Origin of the sequence: Micromonospora coriariae (genome assembly GCF_900091455.1) — a bacterium.
Lineage (GTDB): Bacteria > Actinomycetota > Actinomycetes > Mycobacteriales > Micromonosporaceae > Micromonospora > Micromonospora coriariae.
On the sequence record NZ_LT607412.1, the window covers coordinates 1045924 to 1068146 of the forward strand.

Consider the following 22223-nt stretch of genomic DNA (forward strand, 5'->3'; position numbering starts at 1 on the left):
CCGGCCACCCTCGGGTGGCCGGGGCCCGATGCCGTACGCCGTCGGTCAGGCCGGTTCGCCGTCCTCCGCGGCGGCCCGCGCCGCCGCTGCCGCCGCCCGCTCGTGCGCACTGCGCAGCACGCAGAACTCGTTGCCCTCCGGGTCGGCGAGCACCACCCAGCCGGAGCCGTCCGGCCGGGTCTGGTCGTCGACGAGCGTCGCGCCGATGCCGAGCAGCCGCTCGACCTCCTCGGCCCGGGTCCGGTCGGCGGGCTGCAGGTCCAGGTGCAGCCGGTTCTTCACCGACTTGCCCTCGGGCACTGCGATGAACAGCACCTCCGGGCCACCCGGGGGCAACAGCATCGCCTCCGGGTCGCCGGGAAAGTCGTCCGGCTGCCGGGGGCAGTCGAAGACCTGCGACCAGAAACCGGCCAGCGCGTACGTGTCGTGGCAGTCGATGCTGATGTTGTGAATCGTCGAGCTCACGGTTGATCCTCCACAGTGGTGGTGGCGACACGCTCCCCGGCGCTGCGCAGAACGCAGAACTCGTTGCCCTCCGGGTCGGCGAGCACCGCCCAGCCCGTGCCGTCGGCGTGCCGCCGGTCGGCGACCATGCTGGCTCCGAGGCCGAGCACCCGCTCGATCTCCTCGTCCCTGGTCCGTTCGACGGGCTCCAGGCAGATGTGCAGCCGGTTCTTGGTCACCTTCTCGTCCGGCACCGCCTGGAAGAACAGGTCCGGGGTCGCCGCGTCCGGTGGCAGCAGCGCCGCCTCCGGATCACCCGGGACGTCCTCGGGATGCCGGGCGTACCCGAGCACCGCCGACCAGAAGCCGGCCAGGGCGTACGTGTCGTGACAGTCGAAACTGATGTTGCGGATCCGTGGATACACGGGTGTTCCCTCCGTGCTGGATAGGGATGCTCCGCCTCCGGGGATCAGCCGAGAGAGACCCGGGGTGCGGAGTCGGTGATCGTGGACATCGAACGCACCCCCCTTCGATCTCGAGCTGACGGGGTGATCGTGCCATCGGGTCAGCGCCGCCCGCAACCCGTCCGACGGGTGGGTCAGCCGGCGGTGGGCACCGCCGGGGCGTCCGCCGACGGCAGGGTGACCGTCACCTCGAGGCCCCCACCTGGTTGCGCGATCACCCGCACCGTGCCGCCGTGCGCGTCGCAGACCGCCCGGACGATGGACAGCCCCAGGCCGGAGCCACGGGCGCCGGTGCGTTCCCGGCCGCCGCGCCGGAACGGCTCGAACAGGCCCGGCACGTCGGCCTGGTCCACCTCGAAACCGGTGTTGCCCACCACCAGCCAGGAGCGCTCGCGGTCGGTGCCGGTGCGCACCCAGAGCCGGCCGTGCAGGTGGTTGTAGCGAACCGCGTTCTCGATCAGGTTACCGGCCAGCCGGTCCAGCAGCCCCGGGTCGCCGACCACCGGCGCGGACTCCAGCGACGTCTGCACCCGCAGGCCGATCCGCTCCACCTCCCGCCGCATCGCCGACAGCGCATTGGCCGTGCCGGTGGCGAGGTCACACTCGGTGCGGCGGCCGAGCCGCCGCCCCGCCTGCGCCTCGCTGCGCGCCAGCACCAGCAGCGCGTCGACCAGACCGTTGGCCCGCTCCGACGCGTCCCGGACCACCATCGCCATCCGGCGGTACTCGGCGGCGTCCGCATCGTCGTCGCTGAGCGTCACGTCGATCTCGGTCCGCATCACGGCGAGCGGGGTACGCAGCTCGTGCGAGGCATTGGCCACGAAACGCTTCTGCGCCTCGAACGCGGACGCGATCCGGTCCAGCATGGCGTCGAAGGTCTTGGCCAGCTCGGCCACCTCGTCGTCGGCGCCCGAGTAGCCGATCCGCTGGTCCAGGGTCGCCTCACCGAGCCGCTGCGCGGTCGCGGTGACCTGGTGCAGCGGCCGCAGTGCCCGGCCGGCCACCGCGTACGCGCCGGCCACCCCGACCACGCTGATCGCCAGCAGCGCGACCAGACCCTTGGCCAGCAACTCCCCCGAGGCGGCGTCGACCAACTGGCGCTGCCACTGTTCGGCGTCGAGCACCCGGCCGTCGGACAGCACCACTGTCGTACCCGGCAGCAGCTCGTCGGTGGGTCGCAACGCGTCCCGAACGAGCAGCCAGGCCAGCAGCACCAGGATCGCTCCCGCGCCGATCAGCAGCACGCCGTTGAGCACGGTCAGCCGCAACCGCAGGGTGGGCCGCAGACGCCCCCGATCGGTCATGACACGGCCTCAGCGGTGCGGTAACCCGCGCCGACCACCGTCTCGATCAGCGGCGGTTCGCCGAGCTTCTTACGCAGTGTCATCACGGTGACCCGGACGATCGTGGTGAACGGGTCCGTGTTGGCGTCCCAGACCCGTTCCAGCAGCTCCTCGCTGGACACCACCGCGCCGCGCGCCTTGAGCAGCTCGCTGAGCACCCCGAACTCCTTGTTGGTCAGGTCGACCGGCACGCCGGCCCGGGTGGCGACCCGGCGGGCCGGGTCGAGCACCAGATCGGCCAGTTCGAGCACCGGCGGCGCGGCCGGGGTGGCCCGCCGGCCCAGCGCCTGCACCCGGGCGACCAGCTCGTCGAAGGCGAACGGTTTGGGCAGGTAGTCGTCCGCGCCGAGCTGCAACCCCTCCACCCGGTCGGCCACCGTGCCGCTCGCGGTCAGCATCAGCACCCGGGTCAACGCGCCGGAGGCGGCCAGGTCGGCGCAGATCTGGTCGCCGTGCACGCCGGGCAGGTCGCGGTCCAGCACGACGACGTCGTACCGCGTGACGAACGCCGCCTCGTGGCCGGCGTCACCGTCGTAGGCCACGTCGACCGCCATCCCCCGCTTGCGCAACCCGCGCGCGATCGCGTCGGCGAGGTTGCGCTCGTCCTCCACCACCAGTACCCGCATCCCGGCCTCCTCGCTGCTGACCACCGACAACCTAGTGCCGGCCGGCAACCATCGTCCCTCGCCGCCCGCGCGGGCCGGCGTTGCGGACCATCCCGGCGTACGCGATGCTTCCGGCACCGAGCGACGGACGGACCTGTCATGACCATCGCGGCACCACCTGCCCTGCGGGACATCGCCTACCGGGGCTTTCACCTACCAACGGACCGGGCGGCCGGCACCGGTGACGGCCTGCGCGCCGACGACCGGGGGCTGACCCCGGCCGACGCGGACCCGCCGGCGGCCCGGGGCAGCTGGACGTCACCACCGGTCCGGGTCGGTTTCCCGGTCGCCGAGGTGGTGCCGTCCTGGACCGCCGACACTCCCGACGGCTGCTGGATCGAGGTCGAGCTGCGCGGCTGGCACGGGAACGGGCCGAGCACAGGTTGGTACCTGCTGGCCCGCTGGGCGGCCGACGACCGCGCGGTGCGGCGCACCTCGGTGCCCGGGCAGCGCGACGGCGACGCCCGGGTGGACACCGACACGCTGATCGTGACAGGTGCGACGGTCACCGGCTGGCAGGCCCGGGTGACCCTGTGCCGGCCGCCGGGCAGCCCGGCCGGCCCGGTGCTGCGCAGCATCGGCGCGGTCGCCACCGGCCACCCGCCGACCGATCCGTCCGATGAGCCGGAGCCGGGCGGCGACCGGCAGCCGACCGCCGGCGCCGGCCGCGGAAGGGTGCTGGACGTGCCCCGCTACTCGCAGCGGCTGCACGCCGGCCAGCACCCGCAGTGGGGTGGCGGCGGCGACTCCTGGTGCAGCCCCACCTGTACCTCGATGGTGCTCGCCTACTGGGATGCCGGGCCGGCGCCGGAGCGCTACGCCTGGGTGGAGCCGCCCGGCCCGCGCCCGGTGGTGGTGCACGCCGCCCGGCACTGCTACGACCACGGGTACGCCGGGGCCGGCAACTGGCCGTTCAACACCGCGTACGCCGGGCTGCACGGGGTGGAGGCGTTCGTCACCCGGCTGCGGTCGCTGGCCGAGGCCGAGGCGTTCATCGCCGCCGGCATCCCGTTGATCGTCTCCGCCGCGTTCCGGGCCGGCGAGGTGCCGGGGCTGGCGTACGACACCAGGGGGCACCTGATGGTGCTGGTCGGCTTCACCGCCGACGGTGACCCGGTGCTCAACGACCCGTACGCGCCGGACGACGACGCGGTACGCCGGACCGTGCCCCGACGGCGGTTCGAGGTGGCCTGGCAGCGGGGCAGCGGTGGGGTGGCGTACGTGCTGCGGCCGGCGTCGGTGCCGCTGCCCCCGCCGCCCGCCCAGGCCAACTGGTGATCAGTCGGGCAACCGCCACAGCCCGTACGAGCCGTCGACCCGGCGGCACAGCAGCCGGCCCGGGCTCGCCTGGCACTCCCCGTTCGCGTCCGGCAGCACGTCCAGCATCCGCACCGTGCCGGCACGCACATCCAGCTCGGCGACGAGCAGCCCGCCGTCGGGATGCCGGCGTAGCCCGATCATCGGGCCCCCGAGATCGGAGCCGGCCAGCTCCCAGCGGCCCAGGTCGGCCAGCACCCGACCGGTCGGCGGATCGAGCACGACCAGTTGCTCCGCCCCGGGGCCGGCGCTGCTCAACGTGGTGGCCACCAGCCGGCCGGCGACCGGCCAGACCCACCCCCAACGCTCGCTGCTCCAGAGCTCCCGGCCGGTCGCAGGGTCGACCGCCCGCAGCCGACCGGAACGGGTCTGCAGGCAGACGACGGGGTCGCAGCCGGTCGCGTACAGCGAGCCGTCGGCGGTGGTGCTCCAGCGCTGGTCCAGCTGGTCCAGCCCGTAGGCGGTGACCATGGCCGGAGTCCCGCCGACGGTGAACAGGAGGCCGTCCACCACCTGCACGGTCTCGTAGGCCCCGCCGCCCACCCGCAGGCGGGCCCGGGTCAGCACCCTGCCGGTGGCCGCGTCGCGTATCTCGAACGACCCGTCCGCGTTCCTGAGCAGCACCCGGTCCACCGCATTCCCGGCCGTCCCGTAGTTGATCTCACCCGGGGCGGTGGTCAGCTGCCAGCGCACTGTGCCGCAGCAGGTATCGACCACGCGCAGGCTGCCCGGCTCGTCCTCGCCGCCGGGCTGGAACAGGATGTTGCCGTCGGCCAGCTCGACGGGGCTGCCCGGCTGCTGCCACCGATACGCCCCGGTCGCCCGGTCCAGCACCACGGTGAGTGCGCCCCGCCCCTCGGAGCCAACCTCGTACCCGGTGACCAGCAGCATCCCGGCCAGCGGCGTGACTCCCCAGTAGCGGCCCTCCGCGGGCAACGGCACCTGCCAGACCGGCTCGCCGCCGGGCAGCCGGTAGGCGGCCAGCCGCCGCTGCGGCGTCTGGGGGGTGATCGGATCGATGACCAGGAACAGGTCATCCGTGACCACCACATTGGCCCCGAGCCGGGCCGGCAGCGGCACCACGGCCCGCCGGGACACCGGTCCGGCGGCGACGAGGGTGGCCAGCACGAAGAGCAGGACCAGCGCGCAGCGCAGCGGTCGGCCGTTGGCGCGAGGCCGGCGGGGCCGCGTGTCGGGCTCCGGCTCGTGCCGCAGCTCACCGAGGTCGATCACCGGGCCGGTCACCGCCGGAACCGCCACAGCGCGGTCGATCCGTCGAGGCGACGGCAGCGCAGGACCGGCGGGGCCGGTGTCGCGGCGGTCAGGACAGCCGGCACCGGCGGCAGCACCGCCGCGCCGAGCTCGATGACCGACGACACCGACAGTCCTTTCCCGCCTCCGGCTGGCCGGCGCACCGGGCACCGCAAACCGACCGTTGGGCGTACCGGCCCGGCAAAAGCGACGCATCCTCGCCTGTACGATGGCGCGTCGTGGCCGTGCCGGTGGTAGACCCTTCGCTGAATTCCAAGACCGACGCCGATCCGGCCGAGGTCGAGCCGACACCACGGCCTCGACGCCGCCCGGCCCGTGCCGACCTGCTGGCCCTCGGAGCCTATGTGCTGCTGGGCGTCTTCGTCTGCCTCAACTACTGGGGGGACGTGCAGGCCCGGGTATCCTCGCACCTGCCCACCGACCACAGTTGGTTCGAGTGGCTGTTCGCGCATGGCGCGTACTCGCTGCGGCACCTGGAGAACCCGCTGTTCACGGCGCGGCAGAACGCCCCGGACGGGGTGAACATGATGGCCAACACCTCGCTGCTCGGGGTGACCCTGCCGCTGGCCCCGCTGACCATGCTGCTCGGACCGCAGGTGATGTACGCGCTCTACCTGGGCGGGGCACTGGCGGCCACCGCCGGCACCGGGTACTGGGTGCTCTCCCGGCACCTGGTGCGCTCCCCGGCGGCGGCCTTCGTCGGTGGCGCCTTCCTCGGCTTCGCGCCGGGGATCATCCACCACGCCAACGGCCAGCCCAACTTCGTGTCCAACTTCCTGCTGCCGCTGATCGTGCTGCGGGTGCTGCGGCTGGGCGAGCCGGGCCGGTGGCGGCGCAACGGGCTGGTGCTCGGGGTGCTGGTGGCGTACCAGATCTTCATCAACGAGGAGATGCTGCTGCTCACCGCGCTGGCCTGCCTGGTCGTCGTGCTGGCGTACGCCGTGCAGCGGCCCGGGGCGGCACGCGCCGCGGCGGGCCCGTTCCTGGCCGGGCTGGGCGTCGCCGGCGGGCTGGCGCTGCTGCTCGCCGCGTACCCGATCTGGTTCCAGTTCAACGGCCCGCAGTCCTACCGCGGCCTGCAGGGCGGCGTCTTCCACAACTGGGGCGAGGACCTCGTCGCCTTCGTCACCTTCGCCCGGGACACCTGGGCCGGTGACCCGGCGGTGGAGCAGACGATCGGGCTGACCGAGCAGAACACCTGGTTCGGCTGGCCGCTGGTGCTGCTCTCGGTGGTGGCCCTGGTGCTGCTCGTGCGGCGGTCGTTGGCCGCCCGGATCGTCGCGGTGCTGATCGTGGTCTTCAGCGTGGCCGCGATCGGGCCGCGGGTGCGCTTCAACGGCGTGGAGACCGGGGTACGCGGACCGTGGTCGTACGTGTCGGACGACCTGCCGCTGGTCGAGATGATGATGCCGACCCGGCTGAGCCTGGTGGTGGCCGCCGCCGTGGGCGTGCTGCTCGCACTGACCTGGGACGCGGCGTCCCGCCAGGGTCGCCCGGTAGCCGACCGGGCCCGGGTGCCGGTCCCGCGTGCCGGCGAGCCGACCCCGGCAACGCCGGACGAGGCGGCCACGTCGGTCGCGTCGCGCCGGCGGTGGCTTCGTCCGGTGGGGTACGCGGCGGTCGCTCTCGCCGTGCTGCCGCTCCTGCCCCGCCCGCTGCCGGCCCAGACGATGGACCCGCCGCCGCACTTCATCACCGCGGGCGGCTGGCGGCCGTACGTGCCGGCGGGCCGCACGTTGGTGCCGGTGCCGATCCCGAGCAACGTGCACGGTCTGCCGACGCTGCGCTGGAGTGCGCTGACCGGCCAGGAGTTCCCCATCCCGGGCGGCTACTTCATCGGCCCGAACGAGGTGGGCGAGGGAGTGTTCGGCGCACCGAACCGGCCGACCAGCAGCCTCATCTACTCCACGATGGACGCTGGCGTGGTTCCCGCGCTCACCGACGAGAATCGCCGCCAGGCGGTCGAGGATCTGCGGTTCTGGCGGGCGTCGGTGGTGGTGCTCGGCGCGCATCCGCGCGAGGCGGTGCTGCGCGAGCTGGTCACCGCCCTGATCGGGTCGCCGCAGCGGGTGGACGACGTCTGGGTCTGGGACGTCCGCGCGCTGGTGGGCTAGCCGGCCGGTCAGCCGACGCGGCCTCGGACGTCCCACACCCACCCGCCGTCGACGGGCCGGCCCGGCCCGAGCAGCTCCTCGATGGTCCGGCGGACCGGTTCGCCGTGCGCCAATCGGCCGAGCACCACCAGCGCGGCCCGCCAGTACCGCAGATCCTCGACCGCCTGACGGCGGTCGGCGTCGGTGAGCGCCGGCACCGCGCCGGTCTCGGCCACCCGGCGCAGCAGCACGGCGGTGGGCCGGTCCGGCGCACCCCAGCGCGCCGCCGGGTCGTCCGGGCCGGTCGGGCCGATGAAGTACCCGCCGGGCGCGCGGAAGGCCAGTCCGGTGCGGGCGGACCAGAGCATCACCGGGCTCAGCGCGGCACCGGTGACCGGGGGCACAGCGACCACTGTCCGGCCGGGTGGCACCAGCGGGCGCCACCCGCCGTCAGCGACGAACTCCGGCACCGGTGCGACCGGTACGGCTTTGATCGGCGTCGGGACCAGGGGCAGCAGCGCGGCGGCCACCGCGCCGGTCCACAGCAGCCGCACCGGTAGCCCCGGAGCGGCCGGCGGCCGACGTGCCGGCCGGACCCGGTCCAGGGAGAGTGCCATCAGCACGCCCAGCACCGGCACGCAGACCAGCGCGAACCGCGCCGGGACCGCGAGGTCGAGCAACGGCAGCTCGGCGATCAGCCGGTACGGCCCGGGGATGCCGGTGGCCGTGCCGTCCACCCGCAGCTCGGTGCCGAGCGAGAGCAGGGCGAAGACCAGGCCGCAGCCGGCCAGCGCGCGGACCAGCGGCCGTCGCCACAGCCAGATCACCACCACCACGGCGAGCACGAGCAGCCCGGGACCGAAGAACGAGTTCTCCTCGGTGGGGTTCGGCGAGAGCAGCCCCGGCAGCCAGTCGTCACCGAGCACGGTCTGCCGGGCCGACGCGGTGAACGACGCGGCGTCCAGTTGGAAGCCGCGCGCGGCGAAGGCCATGCCGGAGTAGTGCTGTGGGCCGTGGAACTGGAACCAGATCGGGTACGCCAGCAGCACCGCCGCCACGACGGCGGCCACCGCGAGCCGGCGGAGCAGGTCCGGCGCGAGCCGCCGGGCCGCCACCCGGTCGGCGAGCGCGTAGCCCAGCGCGAACACCCCGGCGGCGAGCGCCAGGAAGACCAGCACCTCCTCGCCGATGAACACCTGCCAGACGAGCAGCAGCCCGAGGCCCACGCCGGGCCGCCACACCGCACCGGGCCCCGGCCCGGGCCGGAACACCAGGGCGAGGATCGCGGGCACCAGGAACTGGGCGGCCACGTGCAGGTGCGCGCCGGCCTGGGAGATCATGCCGGGGGCGAAGCCGCAGATCAGCCCGCCGACCGCCGCCGCGGACGGCGCGGTGACCAGCCGGCGGCGCAGCAGCGCGTACCAGGCCGTGGCGGTGCCGGCGAGGCAGCAGACGACCGCCACGCAGAACGCCACCTGCGAGCCGAAGAGCAGGGTGACCGGGGCCAGCGGGACACCCAGGCCGAGCACCGAGGTGTTCGCCATCAGATTGACGCCGTCCGGCGCGTTCAACGCGGTGCTGTGGAGCGGGTTCTCCCCCGCCACCACGGCGCGGGCCGCGTGGGCCAGCATCCACTCGAACAGAACCTGGTCGCCCGCCTGGTGGAAGAGCCGCCCGGGGTGGCGCCACTGCCCGCTGGTCAGCAGCACGGCCAGCCCCAGGTAGCCGACCACCACCAGGGCGTCCGGCAGCCAGGTGGGCCGGGACCTGCGTGCCGGCACCGGAACCGCCGACACCGGGTCCGCGGTCGCCGGGGACGCCGTCCCGGCGGTCATCAGACCGAGTGGTCGGTCAGCGTCCGGACGTCCCACACCCAGACGTCCAGCTCCTGACGGCCGGGACCGACCAGCTCCTCGACGGTACGCCGCAGTGGCTCGACGTGCTGCTGCCGGACCGGCAGCACCAGGATCGCCGCCCGCCAGTGCCGCAGCTCGTCCATGAAGCGGCGGCGCTGCCGGTCGTCCAGTTTGGGCGTCCGGCCGGTGGTCGCCACCTCCTCCAGCAGCTGACCCACCCCGCTCGGTCGGCCACCGAACCGGCCCGGGTCACCGGTGTTGCCGTTGCGGGGCGCGAGGAAGTAGCCGCCGGGAATCTTGAAGTCGAGGTTGGTGGCCGCCGCCCAGCGCATGCCGTGCGTGTTCCCCATGCTGGGCACCGGAACCGGCACCAACGTCTGGTCCGGACCGACGTACGCCCGCCAGCGGTCGGCTGTGATGAACTCCGGCACCGGAGGTCGGGACACCATCCGCAGTGGCATCGGGGCGATCGGCAGCAGCGCGAACGCCAGACCGGCGACGACGAGCTTTCGCACGGTGCGCCGGTCGGCCGGGCGCAGCGCCCAGGCCCGTTCGACGGCGAGCGCGATCAGCAGGCCGACCACCACGCTGGTGATCAGGCCGAACCGGGTCGGCACCACCGCGTCCAGCAGCGGCAGGTGGACCAGCCACTGCCAGGGCCCGGTGACCAGCTCCCGGTCCCACCAGGAGATCCGTTCGCCGAGGGAGAGCACGGCGAAGAACCCGCCGGTCGCCGCGAGCGCCCGGACGATCAGGTTCCGCCGCAGCCAGACCACGACGCCGACGGCGAGCAGTGACAGGCTCCAGCCGAAGAAGGCGTTCTCCTCCGAGTAGTTCGGCGCCAGGTTGATGTTGGCCCGCTGGTTGCCGCCCAGGGTGGGCGAGCCGGGGGCGAAGAAGGCGGCGACGTCGTTGCCGTAGTCCTGCACCGCGTCGCTGAGCCCGTGGTACGCCATCGGCCCGGCGAACTGCACGTACAGCGGGTACGCCAGCAGTGCCCCGGCCAGCAGCGCGCAGGCCGCCAGGCCGGCGGCCAGCGGCCGCCACGCCGCCGACCAGCGGGCCGGCTCCTGCGCGAGCACCGCGAGCAGGAAGACCCCGCAGGCCATCGCGGTGAAGAGCAGGATCTCCTCGTTGATGAACGCCTGCGCGGTGACCAGCAACGCCAGAAGCACCCCATCGCGCACCGGCCGGTGGGACCGGGTGAGCGCGAGGACCCGCCAGACGATGAACGGCAGCAGGAACTGGCTGATGATGTTCGGATGCCAGCTTGCGTGCGAGAGCATCGCCGGGGAGAACCCGCAGAACCAGCCGCCGACGGCCGCCGCGAGCGGCGTGCGCACCAGGTGCCGGGAGAGCACGGTGTACCAGGCCATGGCGGTGCCGGCGAGGCCGAGCGTCACCAGCACCACGAAGGACACCGCCGGTCCGAAGAGCAGGGTCACCGGCACCATCGGGATACCCAGCGCCAGCACTGCCGTGTTGGCCATCAGGTTGACGCCGTCGGGGTAGTTGAACTGCTCGGTGTAGAACGGATACTCGCGGTGCAGCACCACGCGTACCGAGTGGGCGAGGAAGAACTGCACCTGGGCCGGGTCGCCGGTGTAGAGCGAGGCCACCCGGCCGGCGGGGTCCAGCCAGAGCCGGCTGGTCACCCAGAGCGCGGCGAGCAGGAACAGCGCGCCCACGGCCAGGTCCTGCCGCCGCCGGGTCCACCCGGTCCACCCGGTCCACCAGAGTCGCCGTGTCCTGCCCGGTGCCTCCACCCCGGATCCCGTTTCCTCGTCCACCCTGGCCGCAGCGGGAGCGGACGTCGGCGACGCGACCGGCCCCGCGAGCGCGGATTCCGCGACGCGGGGAACCATGGCGGGCGCGACGGGACCTGCGGAACCGACGAGAGCGTCGGCCGGAGTGTGGTGGCTCACTGTCTCGTCGGGGCGGTTCCCCGCCTCCCGGTGCGGCGCGGACAGGGCGCGGGACTCGGCAGGCGTCACAGTCGGCGGAGTCTACCCGAGCGACGAAAGGGTACTTAACCCCCGGTGTCGTCCAATGTGGTGGATGGACCGACCGCCACCGGAGGCGCCGCGTCGGACATCTCGTACTATGGCGCTTTCGCACGGCGACGACGAGGCGATCGGGAGGGGCGGACCAGGTGACTCCAGACCGCCGGCACGGCAGGGCCCTCACCGTCCTGCTGGCCGCCCTGCTGGCCGTCACGGCGTGCGGTCCGGTCGCCGATCGCAAGCCGAAGGACCTACGGGTCGGGTACGACAGCCTGGACGGCACACTGACGGTGTGGCCACCCCGGGGCGACCTGTCCGGCGACGCCACCACGACGTCGGCGGTCACCGACGCGGTACGCGACTGGCGGTCACCGGCAGACGACCGGGCGCACCTGCCCTCGTCCGGCATCCTCTTCTCCGGCCGCGTCGACGGCACCCCGGTGGCGCTGGTCGCCGCGGACGTGCCCGGCGAGAGCGCCTCCTGGCTGCTGCAACTCACCCGCGACGGCGACCGGTACGCGGTCACCCGCGCCACCGAGTACACCGACCCCGGCTACCTGGTCTACTCCGACGTGCTGCCGGTGCAGACCGCCGGCGGCCGGCGCTACCTGGTCTCCGCCCGCGTGCAGCGGCTGCTCGGGCCGCAGGGCCGGGCGCTGGCCGTCGCCGACGGCCTCAGCGCGCCGGTCGACGTGCCGGCCTGCGCGGCGGTCCCGGTGACCGCGACCCTGCGGGCCACCGAGTCGCTGCCCCGGGGTCGGGCCGCCGACCGGCTGCTCGACCTGGGCACCGGCACCGCCGATCCGCGTTATCCGCTGGTACGCGACGAGTCCGGCACCGGCCGGCGGGCGCTCACCGGCCTGGACACCTGCGTGCTGGCCGGCGACCGGGGCCCCTTCGGCAGCATCCCCCGCCGGATCGGCGACCGGGACGCGCCGCGGTCGGTGCCGACGTCCTGGCCGATGGCGAAGCTCACGGTCCGCTCGCTCGGCGAGGTCGCCCTCGGCGGTGGCGAGCCGGCCGAGTTGCAGCAGCTCAGCTGGGCCACCGACGCCGGCACGATGACCGCGGTGGTCTACCGACCGGCGGACGGGAGCGCGCCGGTGGTCTCGCCGGCCGACCGGGCCACCCCGTTGCAGACGTACCAGCTGCCGGTGCCCGGCCAGCCGCTGGTGGTGCTCAGCTGGCGGGCCACCCGCGACAGCTCGCTCTCCGTCCCACCGGGCACCCCGGTGCTGGTCGAACGCCCCGGCCTGGTGGTCATCCCCGAACCGCAACGCAGCCAGACCTTCAGCCTCGCCGGCACCGACAAGACCCACTACCGCTCGGTGCAGCCCCGCTAGCTGACCGGCCGCTGCCGCAACGCTACGTCAGGTCCGACGTCGAGAAGCCCGGCCATCGCTGAGCGGGGTTGACGAGCGGGCGGCCCCCATCCGGAGCCGCCCGCCGTCGTTCGTTCTCGTCAGTTCTGCGCGGCCGCGTCGCTGGGGGTCAGGCGGTCCGGGGTGGCGTCCAGGCTGGAGATCCAACCGGTGACGTTCCGGGCCACGTCCTGCGCGGTCAGGCCCAGGTCGGCGAGGATCTGGGCGCGGGTGCCGTGCGGGTGCCAGTCGGCCGGCACGCCCAGGTCCTTGAGCGGCACCCGGACATCGGCGTCGCGCATCGCCTGGCCGAGCGCGTCGCCCACGCCACCGACCCGGACGCCGTCCTCGACGCTGACCACGAGTCGGTGGCCGGCGGCAAGCTCGACCAGCTCGGCCGGGACCGGACGGACCCACCGTGGGTCCACCACTGTGACGCCGTAGCCCTGCTCGGCGACCCGTGCGGCCACCTCCATGCCCAGCTGCCCGAAGGAGCCGACGGCGACCAGCAGCACGTCGGTGCGGGCTGACTCGGCCAGCACGTCGACCGGGCCGACCCGGCGCAGCGCCGGCAGGTCCGCGGCGACCGCTCCGGTCGGGAAGCGCACGACGGTCGGGCCGTCGTTGACGGCCACCGCCTCGCGCAGCTCCTCGCGTAGCGTGGCGGCGTCCCGGGGGGCGGCGATCCGCAGCCCGGGCACCACCCCGAAGACCGACATGTCCCAGATGCCGTAGTGGCTGGGGCCGTCCGGGCCGGTGATGCCCGCGCGGTCCAGCACGAAGGTCACCGGCAGCTTGTGCATCGCCACGTCCAGCAGGACCTGGTCGAAGGCACGGTTGAGGAAGGTGGCGTAGACCGCGACCACCGGGTGCAGGCCACCCAGCGCCAGCCCGGCCGCCGAGGTGGCCGCGTGCTGCTCGGCGATGCCCACGTCGTACACCCGCTCGGGGTACTTGCGGGCGAGCTTGGCGATGCCGGTCGGCTCGGCCATCGCGGCGGTGATGCCCACCACGTCCGGCCGCTCGTCCGCGACGGCCAGCAGCTCGTCGGCGAAGACGTGCGTCCACTTCACCGAGGGGGCGGCCAGCAGCGCGCCGGTCTCCACGTCGAAGGCGCTGCCGGGGCCGTGCAGGCAGTCCGCCTCGTCCTCCTCGGCCGGGCGGTAGCCGTACCCCTTGCGGGTGACCGCGTGCACGATGACCGGGCCGCCGAAGTTCTTCGCCGCGCGCAGCGCCGACTCGACCGCCGCCACGTCGTGCCCGTCCACCGGGCCGACGTACTTGATGCCGAGGTCCTCGAACATGGCCTGCGGGGCGACCGCGTCCTTGATGCCCTTCTTGACCGCGTGCAGCACCTCGTACATCGGCTTCCCGACCAGCGGGGTGGAGCCGAGGGCGTCCTTGACCGTGTCGAGGACCTTCTCGTAGCCGGGGTTGAGCCGCAGCGAGGAGAGGTGGTCGGCGAGGCCGCCGATGGTGGGCGAGTAGGACCGGCCGTTGTCGTTGACCACGATGACCAGCGAGTTGCCGGCGGTGGCGATGTTGTTCAACGCCTCCCAGCACATGCCGCCGGTGAGCGCGCCGTCGCCGACCACGGCCACCACGCTGCGCGCCTCACCCCGCAGGGCGTACGCCTTGGCGAGGCCGTCGGCGTACGAGAGCGCGGTGGAGGCGTGCGAGTTCTCGATCAGGTCGTGCTCGCTCTCGGCCTGACTGGGGTAGCCGGAGAGGCCACCGCGCTGGCGGAGCTTGTCGAAGCCGGCCTGACGCCCGGTGAGGATCTTGTGTACGTACGCCTGGTGACCGGTGTCGAACAGGAGCCGGTCGCGGGGGGAGTCGAAGACGCGGTGCATGGCCAGCGTCAGCTCGACCACACCGAGGTTGGGCCCGACGTGCCCGCCGGTGCGGGAGACCTTGGCGATCAGAAAGTCCCGGATCTCGGCGGCGAGGACGTCCAGCTCCTCGCCGGACATCCGCTTGACGTCCTGCGGACCGCGCACCGTCCCCAGCAGCCGACCGTGGTTGGCCGTGTCCTCTTCAACGCTCATGACCGCAGAGTCTATCGGCCCCCCGGTACTCCGCAGCCCGGCCCGCGCACCGCACGCCCGGACCCGGCCCGTACCCGCGCGCTGAGTGCTCGGTCAGACACCGTTCGGCCGGACCACCCGGTGAGTGGCCGCGCGCCTGGTCAGGACCGGATCCGCAGCCGGCGCGGCGGATCGGCCGGCGTGCCGGGGTACGCCGGACCGGCCGGGGTCCAGGAGCCGAGCACCGCGCCCCGGGTGGCGCCGGTCACCGACGGAAGCGACCCGGGCAGACCGTGCCAGGACAGCCAGCCGAGCAGCGCGAAGGCGTACGCCTCCTTGGCCTGCGCGGGCACGCCCAGCTCGTCGGTGCCGCGCAGCCGCCACCTGCCCGCGCCCAGCGCGGCGAGCCGGCCCAGCAGGGTGGGGTTGCGCACACCACCGCCAGCGGCGACCACCTCGACCACGTCATGCCGGTCGCACTCGGCGGCCACCACCCGGGCGGTCAGCTCGGTCAGCGTGGCCAGGAGGTCGTCCACCGGCACCGACTCGCCGAGCGCGGCGAGCCGCCGGTCCAGGTAGCCGGCGTGGAACAGTTCCTTGCCTGTGGATTTCGGCGGCGGCGCCGCGTAGTACGGCTCGGCCAGCAGGTCGGCGAGCAACCCCTGGTGCACCCGGCCGGCGGCCGCCCGGGCACCGTCGAGGTCACACGGCCGGTCCAGGAAGCGCCGGGCCGCCGCGTCCAGCAGGGCGTTGGCCGGGCCCACGTCGTAGCCGAGCACCGGCGCCTCCGGCGCGACCACTGTGAGGTTGGCGATGCCGCCGAGGTTCAGCGCCGCGCGCGGCGCGGCGACGCTGTCGGCCGGGTCCAGCAGCAACGCGTCGAAGGCCGGCACCAGCGGCGCGCCCTGCCCGCCGAGGGCGATGTCCGCCGAGCGGAGGTCGCTGAGCACCGGTACGCCGACCCGGGCGGCCACCCGGGCCACCGCGCCCAGTTGCAGGGTGCCCAGGGCCACCCCGTCGGCGACCCAGTGGAAGACCGTCTGTCCGGGCGAGACCACCGCGTCGGCCCGCCCACCGGCCAGCTCCAGGCCGACCGCCGCCGCCTCCGCGAAGACCTCGCCGAGGCGGTTGTCGAGCCGGCAGACCGCCTCGATGGTGGTGGCCGCCGGCGGCAGCAGCGCGGCGATCTCGGCGCGCAGCCGCTCGTCGTAGTCCAGGCCGCGGTGCCCCAGCGGGCGCAGCCAAAGGGTCTCCCCCTCGGAGCTGAACTCCGCCGCCACCACGTCCACCCCGTCGTACGACGTCCCCGACATCAACCCGACGATCCGCATGAAGGAAGGGCCCCCTGTTAACGCCTCGTGTATAGGAAGGGTCCCCTGCTAACGCCCGGCCGGCGGGAGCAGCAGCCCGACCAGCTCGACGTGCTGGGTCATCGGGAACAGGTCGAAGCCGCGCAGTGCCTCCAGCCGCCAACCCAGCTCGGCGAAGGTGCGTACGTCCCGGGCGAAGGCGGCCGGGTCACAGGCCACGTACGCGACCGCGCGCGGACCGGCGGCGGCGAGCGCGCGCACCACCGGGGCGCCCGCCCCGGAGCGCGGCGGGTCGAGGACCACCACGTCGACCGGGCCGGTGATCCGTCGGCGGGCCAGCGCCGTCTCGACCCGGGCCGACACCACCTCGACCCGGGGCAGGTCGGCCAGGTTCTCCCGGGCGGCCGCGACGCCCTGCGCGGCCGCCTCCACCAGGGTCACCCGGCCGGTCGCACCGACCCGGGCGGCCAGCCCGGCGGCGAACAGCCCGGCGCCGCCGTAGAGGTCCCAGGCCACCTCCCCCGGCCGCGGGTCCAGCAGTTCCAGCACGGCTGCCGACAAAGTGTCCGCCGCCGCCGGATGCACCTGCCAGAAGGCGGACGCGGGGAGCGCCCAGTCCCGCCCGGCGGCCACCTCGCGGACCACGGTCGGCCCGCTCACCGGGGTCGCCACGCCGTCGCGGACCTCCGCGACTGTCACGTCCCCGCCGGTGCTGGCGACGGTCTCCACCGCCTCGGCCGCCGGCCAGCGCGCGCCGGTCGGGGTGAGCACCGGCAGCTGCTGGATGGCCGGGTGGGCGATCCGGCAGCGGTCGATCGGCACCACCTCGTGCGAGCGGTGCTTGAGCAGACCGGCCCGGTCGGCGGCGTCCACCGCGTAGCGGACCCGGGAGCGCCAGCCCAGCAGCCCGCCGGGCAGCGCCTCGACCCGGACGCCGAGCCGGTCCAGCTCGGCGTCGGGGAGCCCGCCGAGGCGGACCAACTGCTCGCGCACCACGGCGGCCTTCCAGGCCAGCTGCGCGTCCGCGGCGACGTGTTGCAGGTCGCAGCCACCGCAGGCGCCCGGCTTCGCGTACGGGCAGGGCGGCTCGACCCGGTCCGGCGAGGCTTCCAGCACGGTCACCGCGTCGGCCCGGACGAACCCCCGGTGCACCTCGGTGACCTCGGCGATCACCCGCTCGCCGGGCAGCGCGTGCCGGACGAAGACGACCTGGCCGTCGACCCGGGCCACGCAGTGCCCACCGGGGGCGACGGCGTCGACGGTCAGCTCGACAAGCTCGGCCTCGGCCAGCCCACGCTCCGGCGGTGGTGTCTCGGCCCGCCGTACGCCCGGCTCAGTCACGGCCGGTCCCGACCGGGCCGCCGTCGACCGGCCCGTTCTCGCCGGACGGCGCGGAGACCACGGGCGGTACGACCGGCGGCAGGGTGCCGCGCGGGGCCACCCGTGGCCCGCGCGCCGGGGTCCGGGACAGCGTGGCGTCCAGCCGGTCCAGGTTCTTGCTCGCGGTCGAGGCGAGCTGCCACGGGACGCTGACCACCATCACCCCCGGTTCGAAGAGCAGGCGCCCCTTGAGGCGCAGCGCGCTCTGGTTGTGCAGCAGGTTCTCCCACCAGCGCCCGACCACGTACTCCGGGATGAAGACGGTGACCACGTCCCGGGGTGACTGGCGTCGGGTGGAGGCGACGAAGTCCAGGATCGGCCGGGTGATCTCCCGGTACGGCGAGTGGATCACGGTGAGTGGGATTGCCATCTCCCGCCGTTCCCACTCGGCCTGGAGGTCCCGGGTGTCCTTGTCGTCCACGTTCACGGTCACCGCGGTCAGCGTGTCCGGCCGGGTGGCCCGGGCGTACGCGATGGCCCGCAGGGTCGGCTGGTGCAGCTTGCTGACCAGCACGATCGCGTGGTTGCGGGCGGGCAGCACTGCGCGACCCTCGTCCGGTGGGGTCAGCTCCCGGGCGACCCGGTCGTAGTGCCCACGGATGGCGAGCATCAACAGGTAGATCACCGCCATCGCGGCGATCGCGATCCAGGCGCCGAGCAGGAACTTGGTGATCAGCACGATCACCAGCACCGTACCGGTCAGGCCCATGCCGAACGTGTTGATGGCCCGGGAGCGGTGCATCCGCCGGCGCGCCTCCGGGTCCCGCTCGGTGCGCAGGTGCCGGTTCCAGTGCCGGATCATGCCGGCCTGGGAGACGGTGAACGAGACGAAGACCCCGACGATGTAGAGCTGGATGAGCCGGGTCACCTCGGCCTGGAAGCCGACGATCAGCACGATCGCGAAGAGGGCGAGGAAGACGATGCCGTTGGAGAAGGCCAGCCGATCGCCCCGGGTGTGGAACTGCCGGGGCAGGTAACGGTCCTGCGCGAGGATCGAGCCGAGCACCGGGAAGCCGTTGAACGCGGTGTTCGCGGCCAGGAACAGGATCAGGGCGGTCACCCCGGCCACCACGTAGAGCAGGATCGACCCGGAGCCGAAGACCGTCTCGCCGAGCTGGGTGGTGACGGTCTTCTGCACGTACCCCTCGGGGCCGGAGACGATCTGCAGGGCCGGGTCCTCGACGAACTGCAGGTGGGTCAGCCGGGCCAGCCAGATGATCCCGACCAGCATGCTCACCGAGATGGTGCCGAGCAGCAGCAGGGTGGTGGCGGCGTTGCGGCTCTTCGGCGCCTTGAACGCCGGAACCCCGTTGGAGATCGCCTCGACTCCGGTGAGTGCGGCGGCGCCCGAGCTGAACGTCCGCAGCAGCAGGAAGATCAGCGCGAAACCGGTCACGCTGTGCTCGGCCTGGATCACCAGATCGGCGCTCGGCGCGCGGAGTTCGTCGCCCAGCACGAAGACCCGGACGAGCCCGGTGAGCAGCATCCCGCCCATCACGATCACGAAGCCGTAGGTGGGGATGGCGAACGCGGTGCCCGACTCACGCAGGCCGCGCAGGTTCACCGCGCTCAGCAGCACCACCGCCGCCACCGCGATCATGACCTTGTGGGTGGCCACGAAGGGCACCACCGAGCCCAGGTTGGCCACGCCGGAGGAGACCGACACCGCCACCGTGAGGACGTAGTCGACCAGCAGGGCGCTGGCCACGCCGACGCCGAACTTCGGGCCCAGGTTGACAGTGGCCACCTCGTAGTCCCCGCCCCCGGAGGGGTAGGCGTGCACGTTCTGCCGGTAGCTGGCCACCACCGTCAGCATCACCACGACCACCGCGAGGGCGATCCACGGCGAGAAGACGTACGCCGACGCGCCGGCGATGGAGAGGGTCAGCAGGATCTCGTCGGGCGCGTACGCGACGCTGGACAGCGCGTCGGAGGCGAACACGGGCAGCGCGATGCGCTTCGGCAGGAGGGTGTGCTGCAGCCGGTCGGACCGGAACGGTCGACCGAGGAGCAGCCGCTTCAGCAGCGAGGTGGGACTGGCCACGAACGCCAAGAGTACGACCACCACGGCGGGAACGCGGGGGTGGGCGATCAGGGCTGGCTGGGGCGACGGGGTACGGTCGGTCCCCGCCTGCGACCCGGACGTGGCAGGCTCGCACTCGAAGGCCACCGGCAGCGGGAGCGGTACGCACCTTGGGAGGGACAGCGTGCACGTCGTGATCATGGGATGTGGTCGGGTCGGGTCGACCCTCGCCCACAGCCTGGAGTCCCGGGGGCACTCGGTTTCGGTGATCGACCAGGACGCCGACGCCTTCCGCCGGCTCGGTCCCGACTTCGCCGGGATCACGGTGACCGGGGCGGGCTTCGACGGCGACGTGCTGCGGCAGGCCGGCATCGAGCGGGCGGACGCCTTCGCCGCGGTCTCCAGCGGCGACAACTCCAACATCATCTCAGCTCGGCTGGCCCGGGAAACGTTCGGCGTGTCCCGGGTCGCGGCCCGCATCTACGACCAGCGCCGGGCGCAGGTCTACGAGCGGCTGGGCATCCCCACCGTGGCGACCGTGCGCTGGACGGCCGACCGGATGCTGCGGCACCTGGTGCCGGAGGGCAACGTGGAGATCTTCCGCGACCCGACGAGCACGGTGTCGATCGTCGAGGTTCCGGTGCACAAGGACTGGGTCGGCCGGCCGGTACGCGCCCTGGAGGAGGCGACCGGGGCCCGGGTGGCCTACCTGATCCGCTTCGGCATCGGCACGCTGCCCACCGCCTCGACCGTCGTACAGGAGGGTGACCAGGTCTTCATGCTGGTCAGTGACGACATCGTGGCGACGGTCACGTCGGTGGCGGCGACGCCGCCGGAAGGGGGGCAGTGAGCCATGCGGATCGCCATCGCGGGCGCCGGCAACGTGGGCCGCTCGATCGCCCAGGAGCTGATCGAGAACGGCCACCAGGTGATGCTGATCGAGCGCCAGCCGAAGATGCTGCGTCCGGAGCGGGTGCCGTCCGCCGAGTGGGTGCTGGCCGACGCCTGTGAGCTGGCCAGCCTGGAGGAGGCCAACGTCGCCGGCTGCGACGTGGTCGTCGCGGCGACCGGCGACGACAAGGTCAACCTGGTGGTGTCGCTGCTGGCCAAGACGGAGTTCGCGGTGCCCCGCGTGGTCGCCCGGGTCAACCGGGCCGAGAACGAGTGGCTGTTCACCGAGCAGTGGGGCGTGGACGTCGCGGTGAGCAAGCCGCGGGTGATGGCGGCACTGGTCGAGGAGGCGGTCACGGTCGGCGACCTGGTCCGGCTGATGACCTTCCGGCAGGGCGAGGCGAACCTGGTCGAGATCACGCTGCCGCCGACCGCGCCGTACGTCGGTCAGCCGATCCACGCCGTGCCGCTGCCCCGCGACTCCGCCCTGGTGGCGATCCTGCGCGGCAAGCGGGTCCTGGTGCCCAGCCCGGACGACCCGATCGAGGCCGGCGACGAGCTCGTCTTCGTCTGCACGGCCGAGGTGGAGGACCAGGTCCGCGCGGTGATCCTCGGCCCGGACAGCGTCGAGCGGACCCGCAGCTCCCGTTGAGCCGTGGCCCGCGACGCGGCGCCTGCGGTCAGGCGCCGGGCAGCGGGGTCGGTTGCGGCTCGCGGGTGACCCGGCGCACCGTCCAGACCGTGATCAGCAGCAGCAGCGCGTACGGCGGGTAGCCCAGCGCCAGCCGGGCCACACCCAGCGCGGTGTCCTGGTGGGCGAGGTAGAGCCCGGCCTGCACGCCCACCTTGGCCAGCCAGACCACGCCCCAGAGCACGGTCAGCTGGGTGAAGGTGCGCACCAGCTTCGGGTCGTCCCGCCACTCCGCGCGGCCCTTGGCCACCAGCACCGACCAGATCCAGCCCACCAGAGGCTGCCGGATGGCCGCCGAAACCAGCAGGGCAATGCCGTAGCCGATGCCGTAGAGGATGCCGGGGAGGTAGAAATCGCGCTCGTTGCCGGTACGCCAGGCGATGGCGGCACCGATGCCGATGCCGAACAGCCCGTTGATCGCGTGCCGGATCGGCCGGCGTTGGGCCAGCCGCAGCCCGGCGATCACCAGCGCGACGGCCACCGAGGCGATCACCGCGGGCCGCAGCTCGCCGATGATGTTGGCGATGACGAAGACCACCACCGGGATGCTGGACTCGACCAGCCCCCGCCAGCCGCCGAGCTGGTCGGCCATCTGCTCGGCGATCGTCGGCAGCTGCTCGTCGTCCTGAGGGCCGGTCTCCGGCTGCGCCGCCCGGTGCTGTCCCGTCGTCATCGCCGGCCTTCCGTCCGCAACGCCGTCACTTCGGCGAGTCCAGCTCGTAGTAGGGGTTGTAGATGACCTTGCGGTCGTCGCGCACCGCGACGCGGCCGCGCGCGGTCAGGTGCCGCCCCGGCTCGATCCCGGCGATGTGCCGCCGCCCCAGCCAGACCAGGGTGACCACGTCGCTGCCGTCGTACAGGTCGGCCTCGAGCGTGGGCAGGTTGGTCCGCGGTGTGTAGACCACCGTGCGCAGCCGACCGGCGACCGAGACCACCTGGCCCCGGGAGCACTGCTGGGCCGGGACACCGCCGCACTCGGCGCTCTCCCGACGCAGCTCCTGCGCGTCGATCTCGGCCTCGCTGGCGGTGAGCCGTTGCAGGATGCGCCGTAGCGACACCCGGCTCTCGTCGGTCGTCATGACC

At 73.6% G+C, this 22223-nt stretch carries 19 protein-coding genes; 5 read left to right on the forward strand and 14 right to left on the reverse strand.

The window, feature by feature from the left end; all coding sequences use genetic code 11:
- Nucleotides 1–45: 45 nt before the first annotated feature.
- The 4 genes from GA0070607_RS04840 to GA0070607_RS04855 form a co-directional block, all read right to left on the reverse strand.
- Entirely contained in the window at nt 46–465 is a 420-nt protein-coding gene (locus GA0070607_RS04840) for a VOC family protein (protein WP_089017088.1), read from the reverse strand.
- Complete coding sequence (locus GA0070607_RS04845) at nt 462–869, reverse strand: VOC family protein (RefSeq protein WP_089017089.1); 408 nt, start codon at nt 867–869, stop codon at nt 462–464. Before GA0070607_RS04845 ends, GA0070607_RS04840 begins: the two co-directional genes overlap by 4 nt.
- A gap of 173 nt (nt 870–1042) precedes the next feature.
- Nucleotides 1043–2212 (reverse strand): sensor histidine kinase, encoded by a 1170-nt coding sequence (locus GA0070607_RS04850; RefSeq protein ID WP_089017090.1) that lies wholly within the window; start codon nt 2210–2212, stop codon nt 1043–1045.
- Nucleotides 2209–2877 carry a response regulator transcription factor gene (locus GA0070607_RS04855; RefSeq protein WP_089021663.1) on the reverse strand — a complete coding sequence of 223 codons (669 nt, stop codon included), beginning with the start codon at nt 2875–2877 and terminating at the stop codon, nt 2209–2211. Before GA0070607_RS04855 ends, GA0070607_RS04850 begins: the two co-directional genes overlap by 4 nt.
- 138 nt (nt 2878–3015) lie before the next feature.
- Between GA0070607_RS04855 and GA0070607_RS04860 the strand changes: the two genes are divergently transcribed.
- Nucleotides 3016–4194 carry a peptidase C39 family protein gene (locus tag GA0070607_RS04860; RefSeq protein WP_089017091.1) on the forward strand — a complete coding sequence of 393 codons (1179 nt, stop codon included), beginning with the start codon at nt 3016–3018 and terminating at the stop codon, nt 4192–4194.
- Here the strand turns inward: GA0070607_RS04860 and GA0070607_RS04865 are convergent, their stop codons facing one another.
- Together GA0070607_RS04865 and GA0070607_RS32720 are read right to left on the reverse strand one after the other, a co-directional pair.
- The gene (locus tag GA0070607_RS04865) at nt 4195–5478 is read right to left on the reverse strand and encodes an outer membrane protein assembly factor BamB family protein (protein ID WP_172898983.1); all 1284 of its coding nucleotides are present in this window, start codon (nt 5476–5478) and stop codon (nt 4195–4197) included.
- The gene (locus GA0070607_RS32720) at nt 5475–5612 is read right to left on the reverse strand and encodes a hypothetical protein (protein WP_172898984.1); all 138 of its coding nucleotides are present in this window, start codon (nt 5610–5612) and stop codon (nt 5475–5477) included. The genes GA0070607_RS04865 and GA0070607_RS32720 overlap by 4 nt, the downstream gene beginning before the upstream one ends.
- Nucleotides 5613–5735: 123 nt before the next feature.
- Here GA0070607_RS32720 and GA0070607_RS04870 point away from each other — a divergent pair, with 123 nt between their 5' ends.
- The gene (locus GA0070607_RS04870; protein ID WP_408630892.1) at nt 5736–7619 is read left to right on the forward strand and encodes a hypothetical protein; all 1884 of its coding nucleotides are present in this window, start codon (nt 5736–5738) and stop codon (nt 7617–7619) included.
- Between the two features lie 8 nt (nt 7620–7627).
- Here GA0070607_RS04870 and GA0070607_RS04875 read toward each other — a convergent pair whose 3' ends face one another.
- Together GA0070607_RS04875 and GA0070607_RS04880 are read right to left on the reverse strand one after the other, a co-directional pair.
- Nucleotides 7628–9433: a hypothetical protein gene (locus GA0070607_RS04875; RefSeq protein ID WP_172898985.1), complete on the reverse strand. Its 1806-nt coding sequence runs from the start codon at nt 9431–9433 to the stop codon at nt 7628–7630.
- A complete protein-coding gene (locus tag GA0070607_RS04880) occupies nt 9433–11448 on the reverse strand; it encodes a hypothetical protein (protein ID WP_089017095.1) in 2016 nt (671 codons plus the stop codon). The genes GA0070607_RS04875 and GA0070607_RS04880 overlap by 1 nt, the downstream gene beginning before the upstream one ends.
- 158 nt (nt 11449–11606) lie before the next feature.
- Here GA0070607_RS04880 and GA0070607_RS04885 point away from each other — a divergent pair, with 158 nt between their 5' ends.
- Entirely contained in the window at nt 11607–12800 is a 1194-nt protein-coding gene (locus GA0070607_RS04885) for a hypothetical protein (RefSeq protein ID WP_089017096.1), read from the forward strand.
- 119 nt (nt 12801–12919) lie between these two features.
- Here the strand turns inward: GA0070607_RS04885 and dxs are convergent, their stop codons facing one another.
- From dxs to GA0070607_RS04905, 4 genes are all read right to left on the reverse strand, one after another.
- The gene (gene dxs, locus GA0070607_RS04890) at nt 12920–14866 is read right to left on the reverse strand and encodes a 1-deoxy-D-xylulose-5-phosphate synthase (RefSeq protein ID WP_089017097.1); all 1947 of its coding nucleotides are present in this window, start codon (nt 14864–14866) and stop codon (nt 12920–12922) included.
- Nucleotides 14867–15006: 140 nt separating this feature from the next.
- A complete protein-coding gene (locus GA0070607_RS04895) occupies nt 15007–16176 on the reverse strand; it encodes an anhydro-N-acetylmuramic acid kinase (RefSeq protein ID WP_089017098.1) in 1170 nt (389 codons plus the stop codon).
- A gap of 48 nt (nt 16177–16224) precedes the next feature.
- Nucleotides 16225–17496, reverse strand: a complete 1272-nt coding sequence (locus GA0070607_RS04900) for a class I SAM-dependent RNA methyltransferase (protein ID WP_089017099.1) — start codon at nt 17494–17496, stop codon at nt 16225–16227.
- Nucleotides 17489–19579 carry an APC family permease gene (locus GA0070607_RS04905; RefSeq protein WP_089021664.1) on the reverse strand — a complete coding sequence of 697 codons (2091 nt, stop codon included), beginning with the start codon at nt 19577–19579 and terminating at the stop codon, nt 17489–17491. Before GA0070607_RS04905 ends, GA0070607_RS04900 begins: the two co-directional genes overlap by 8 nt.
- Nucleotides 19580–19742: 163 nt before the next feature.
- Between GA0070607_RS04905 and GA0070607_RS04910 the strand changes: the two genes are divergently transcribed.
- Together GA0070607_RS04910 and GA0070607_RS04915 are read left to right on the forward strand one after the other, a co-directional pair.
- Nucleotides 19743–20408 carry a potassium channel family protein gene (locus tag GA0070607_RS04910; RefSeq protein WP_089017100.1) on the forward strand — a complete coding sequence of 222 codons (666 nt, stop codon included), beginning with the start codon at nt 19743–19745 and terminating at the stop codon, nt 20406–20408.
- A gap of 3 nt (nt 20409–20411) precedes the next feature.
- Nucleotides 20412–21101 carry a potassium channel family protein gene (locus GA0070607_RS04915; RefSeq protein WP_089017101.1) on the forward strand — a complete coding sequence of 230 codons (690 nt, stop codon included), beginning with the start codon at nt 20412–20414 and terminating at the stop codon, nt 21099–21101.
- Nucleotides 21102–21129: 28 nt separating this feature from the next.
- Here the strand turns inward: GA0070607_RS04915 and GA0070607_RS04920 are convergent, their stop codons facing one another.
- Both GA0070607_RS04920 and GA0070607_RS04925 read right to left on the reverse strand, forming a co-directional pair.
- Nucleotides 21130–21813, reverse strand: coding sequence for a DUF3159 domain-containing protein (locus GA0070607_RS04920; protein ID WP_089017102.1), 684 nt, complete (start codon nt 21811–21813; stop codon nt 21130–21132).
- A 25-nt stretch (nt 21814–21838) separates the two neighbouring features.
- Nucleotides 21839–22219 carry an OB-fold nucleic acid binding domain-containing protein gene (locus GA0070607_RS04925; RefSeq protein ID WP_089017103.1) on the reverse strand — a complete coding sequence of 127 codons (381 nt, stop codon included), beginning with the start codon at nt 22217–22219 and terminating at the stop codon, nt 21839–21841.
- Between the last annotated feature and the right edge of the window lie 4 nt (nt 22220–22223).